The sequence below is a fragment of the Persicitalea sp. genome, assembly GCF_041751555.1.
GTDB lineage: Bacteria > Bacteroidota > Bacteroidia > Cytophagales > Spirosomataceae > Persicitalea.
This window is the reverse complement of the sequence record NZ_JBGSXF010000080.1, coordinates 1-3,751: the sequence shown is the minus strand read 5'-3', so window position 1 is coordinate 3,751 and position 3,751 is coordinate 1. Positions and strand designations below refer to the sequence as shown.

Genomic DNA, 3,751 nt, shown 5'->3' with positions numbered 1-3,751 from the left:
GGTGGAATTCATATTAAAAAAAGTCACCACGTTGGCCCCGTGATCAAAACTCTCCTCGGCTAGTTGAATGAGCGGTGCAAGACCTACACCCGGACCAGCATATTCAGCTTCGTTCACGTAAAATTTACCGGGCAGATTGCTTCGGATCAGGTCAAGGGCAAAACGATGGTCATAGGCCAAAGCATCGTTGATTTTGACTCCGTCGAGGTCAGCAGCAATTTCGTTGAATGAAAACGTATTTCTAAAAAAAGAGATTCGGTCATAGACAGAGCCGTGATGACTGATCACTCTGATTGCACTGTCCTCGCGGGCGACCGCCCGTTTAAATAGTTCGTTAGTTTCTTTGAGCAAGTGCGTTCGGTAGCGATACCAGTCGTGACCATCCGAACCACTGAATACTGCTCCCGAACTGGGGTTTTTGGGTTGAATTTCATCAAACCGCTTGTAGTCAGTGAACCATTTTTTATTTAAAACCTCAATATCATTGCCGTATTCAGTCACCAGCCAACTACGGTAATCCTCGACAATGGGTTTTGAGTAATCGCTAAAACTATTGAGCATTCCGAGGTTCAACGGTACTCCGTTATCCCACTTATCGGTACCCCACTCGAACTCTCCCTCCTGCGTGCGCGTCCAGACAAGATTGACGTAAAGTAGTTTGCTTTCTTCTTGCAGATACTTGTACCGCCCGATGACCTCTCTAGTGAAAACTTCTATTCTGGTTTTGGTCGATTTCGCCGCCAACGAAGTCATCACGCGCTGCACGTTCAGGTTGGGCGGCCGCATCAGTCCCCCGTATTTCTGATAAACTGCTTCGGTACCGTCCATTCCCACGCAAAGTACCCGCTCCTCCCGCAGCCAGCCGTCCCCGGTCTCTTCGCCATAGCGTCCTGACTCGCCCTGCGAGACACTGTCCTCGGTGGCTATGTTGATGTTCAGACCCACTTTCATGCTCAGCGAAACGGCGAGGTTGATCTGATCGTCGTACTGCTTCCACAGATTGTATTCAGCACCGTTTTCCTGCCTGAGTACTCCGGCCAATTGTCCGTGAATTGCTCCCCAGTGGACAGAGAGCAGCGCGGCATTAAAGCCCACGCTGCCCGCGCTTCGTATGTCGTCGAGACCCTTGTACTGGTCGCCTTCATTGACCAGCGTTATGCCCAGGTACCGTTGCTCGTCCTGGGCCACTACCCTACCAGTGCTCAACCACATGATCAGCACCAGCGAGATGATGGTTTTGAATTGTGGGTCAATAAGCAAGATGGAGCGTAACACTAGCTTAGAATTGGAAATAGATGAATTGATTGGATGTGAACACCCCAAAGAAATAGATGAACACACAGAGTGATACAAAGATGGTGTAAAAAAGTACGGTGTTTCGGGTAGGAATGTCCAGAAAATAATGCTCCTTGATCAGCATAAATAGGATCAACCCTACCGAAAACCACATCTCCACAGAGTTGAGCGGTGAGCGCAGCGGCTCATTCCAAGAAAGAGTGAAGATCTTTCCCAGGATATCGAAAGCCTGCCCGACGGGTGCTTTGTCATTCCTGAAAAACACCCAGGTCAAGGCCACGAGCGCAAAAGTAAAAATGACACTCAGCGTTCGGAAAGTCGCATTCTTAGGCAAAATAACGCCCCACTGTTTCAAGAGTTTGTCGCGCAGCGAGGCCATGACCAGGTACAGCCCGTGGAGGCTCCCCCAAATCACGTAGTTCCAGCTTGCCCCGTGCCACAGACCGCTCACCAGGAAGACCGTGAATTGATTGAAGTAGCGGCGGTACTCACCCCGGCGGTTGCCCCCAAGAGGAATATAGAGGTAGTCCCGGAACCAGGTCGAAAGCGAAATGTGCCACCGCGCCCAAAATTCCGCGATAGACGCCGACTCGTAGGGCGTACGGAAGTTCTGCATGAGATCGAAGCCCATCACCCGCGCCGCGCCGATGGCAATGTCCGAATAGCCCGAAAAATCGCAGTAGATGCGAAAGGTGAAGAAAAGCGTCGCCACCAGCAGGGTGAGCCCGTTGTGGTCGTAAGGATTGTCATAGGCGTAGTCCACGACCATCGCCAGGCGGTCGCCGATGACGACTTTCTTGAACATCCCAAAGGCCATTTGCATCAAACCTGCTTTTACGTTTTCGAAGTCGTACTTAAAATACGAGTGAAACTGAAACAGCATATTCTGTGGCCGCTCGATGGGACCCGCCACGAGTTGCGGGTAGAACATTACGTAGAGCGCATAAATCCCGAAATGGTACTCGGCCTTTTGGTTCTTGCGGTACACCTCGATGGTGTAGCTCATCGCCTGAAACGTGTGGAACGACAGACCGATGGGCAACAGCACCCGTCCGGCTCCGTTGGTGATCCACTCGGCGATTCGTTGCGGAATCAGCCCACCCAGCGGCGGGACTTGTGGACCCAGATTCAGAACAGCAAAGAAACTATTGACAGAGTCGCTGAGGAAATCGTAGTACTTAAAAAAAGCCAGGATTCCGATATTGGAAATCAGACTGATAATTAGCAGCAGTTTCCGTTTTCGCTGGTCTTCCGTTTTCTCAATCCAAATCCCGGCGATGTAGTCGATGACGATCGTGCCGAACAAAATCAGGATGTACACGGGCTTGAAGACCATGTAGAAATAGCAACTCGCCGCCAGCAGCAAGATCCAGCGTCCCCGCCACGACAGGCTGTAGTAAGCCACCGTGACGACGATGAAGAAAAGGATGAATTGGAGGGAGTTGAACAGCATCGGATAAGACGTACGTCAACAGATAGTTAACGACTAAGCACAAAAAAAAACCTCCGGGAGGTTTCATCCCCCGGAGGCAAAATAACTAGGAAAACTTCGATTTACACTTATTTGACTACAATCACTTTTTTATATTCGGCTTTAACTGCAGACTTGCTGAACTTGGTAGTTTCCTTTTGAAGGAGTAAAATATAGGAACCAGCAGATTGTGACGGCAGACTCACTAGTTCTTTGTGTTCTCCTTGCCCTACGATTGTTTTCTGCCATACTTTCCTACCAAGTATATCATTGATAGTTAGGTCAGCTTTCTGACCATTTTCTAAATAGAAGGCGGCTTGAAATTCACCGTTGTTAGGGTTTGGCGATGCTATCAGCTCTAAACCCTCATCAGATATGTTTTCATAAACCCCAATTCTAGCTCCACCACCAGCGCAATTGATATTTTTAGGTGAATTACTCAAGGTATATGTGCATCCACTAATCCTGAAGCTGATTGAGCGGTTCGTACCGTTCTTCAACGAGGAGGGCGTACTGATGCTGAAGCCGTGAACACCGTTACCCTTGCCGGCGTTTTGCAAATCTTGGCGGAAATTACTAGCGGCAATATTGGCCTGTATCAGGGTGCTACCTTCGTACAGGTCTACATTGATCGGAGTATTGGGCTGGGTTGCATCGTAGGCCCATCCCGACAGAGTCCCACAGTCGGCAGTGTCGAAGAAGCCCTCTACGCTGTTGCAGTTCACGGTGGTGGTAGTACCACCTGGGCAGGTGGCAGAAGAGAGTATCCACTTGTTGGCCCCAAACGTGCTGTTGGGGTCGTTTACCAACCGGATGTCAATGACGTTATCGTCAGGGTCGCCCGCCCCCCAACCCAGCGGGCTGCCAAAGCGAAGACTCGAACCCTTGCGGACGAAGGCCTCTCCGCCACTGACCTGGATTTTGGACCACAGAAGGTGGTCGGACGTGCCGCTGCCTTGTAGCGTGATGTTATTTCCTTCGGAG

3 protein-coding genes are annotated in these 3,751 nt (G+C 50.4%); all 3 read right to left on the bottom strand.

The window, feature by feature from the left end; genetic code table 11:
- The coding region (locus tag ACEW8P_RS02650) for a beta-galactosidase (RefSeq protein ID WP_373511564.1) at positions 1–1,275 on the bottom strand (1,275 nt) is incomplete at its 3' end.
- Between the two features lie 4 nt (positions 1,276–1,279).
- Positions 1,280–2,749, bottom strand: a complete 1,470-nt coding sequence (locus ACEW8P_RS02645; RefSeq protein ID WP_373511563.1) for an MBOAT family protein — start codon at positions 2,747–2,749, stop codon at positions 1,280–1,282.
- A 107-nt stretch (positions 2,750–2,856) separates the two neighbouring features.
- Positions 2,857–3,751 (bottom strand): T9SS type A sorting domain-containing protein (locus tag ACEW8P_RS02640; RefSeq protein WP_373511562.1); only part of this gene is annotated, 895 nt, incomplete at its 5' end.

Excerpts from the sequence above, each read along its gene's own strand:
- ACEW8P_RS02645 (WP_373511563.1), bottom strand. The coding sequence starts at position 2,749 with ATGCTGTTCAACTCCCTCCAATTCATCCTTTTCTTCATCGTCGTCACG.